The 459-nt window shown below is 84.5% G+C and carries 1 pseudogene; it reads left to right on the forward strand.

Annotated features, from left to right (window positions below):
• Nucleotides 1-459, forward strand: a pseudogene (locus tag GTY47_RS10750) (hypothetical protein); the annotation flags it as partial.

Raw genomic sequence — 459 nt, forward strand, 5'->3', positions numbered from 1 at the left:
CCCGCCGCGGGCGCGGGGGCCGCCGCGGGCGCGGGGGCCGCCGACGGTTCAGGCTCCTTGGACGGCTCGGGGCCCGCCAGCGGCTGGGAGTTCGCCGACGGCTCCGGAACCGCCGAAGGCCCAGGCTCCGCCGACGGCTCGGGATCCACTGACGGCCCGGGGCCCGCCGAGGGCGCAGGGCCCGCCGAGGGCGCATGGGCCGCCGAGGGCGTGGGGGCCGCGGACTGCGCCGGGCCCGCCGACGGCGTGGGATTCGCGGGCGGCGCGGGGCCCGCGGACGGTTCAGGCTCCACCGACGGCCCAGGGCCCGCCGCAGGCGCAGGGGCCGCCGACGGCCCAGGCTCCGTGGACGGCCCGGGGTCCGCCCAGGGCGTGGGGGCCGCCGAGGGCGTGGGGGCCGCGGACTGCGCCGGGCCCGCCGACGGCGTGGGATTCGCGGGCGGCGCGGGGCCCGCGGAC

The organism is Streptomyces sp. SID5464 (assembly GCF_009862985.1).
GTDB lineage: Bacteria > Actinomycetota > Actinomycetes > Streptomycetales > Streptomycetaceae > Streptomyces > Streptomyces chartreusis_D.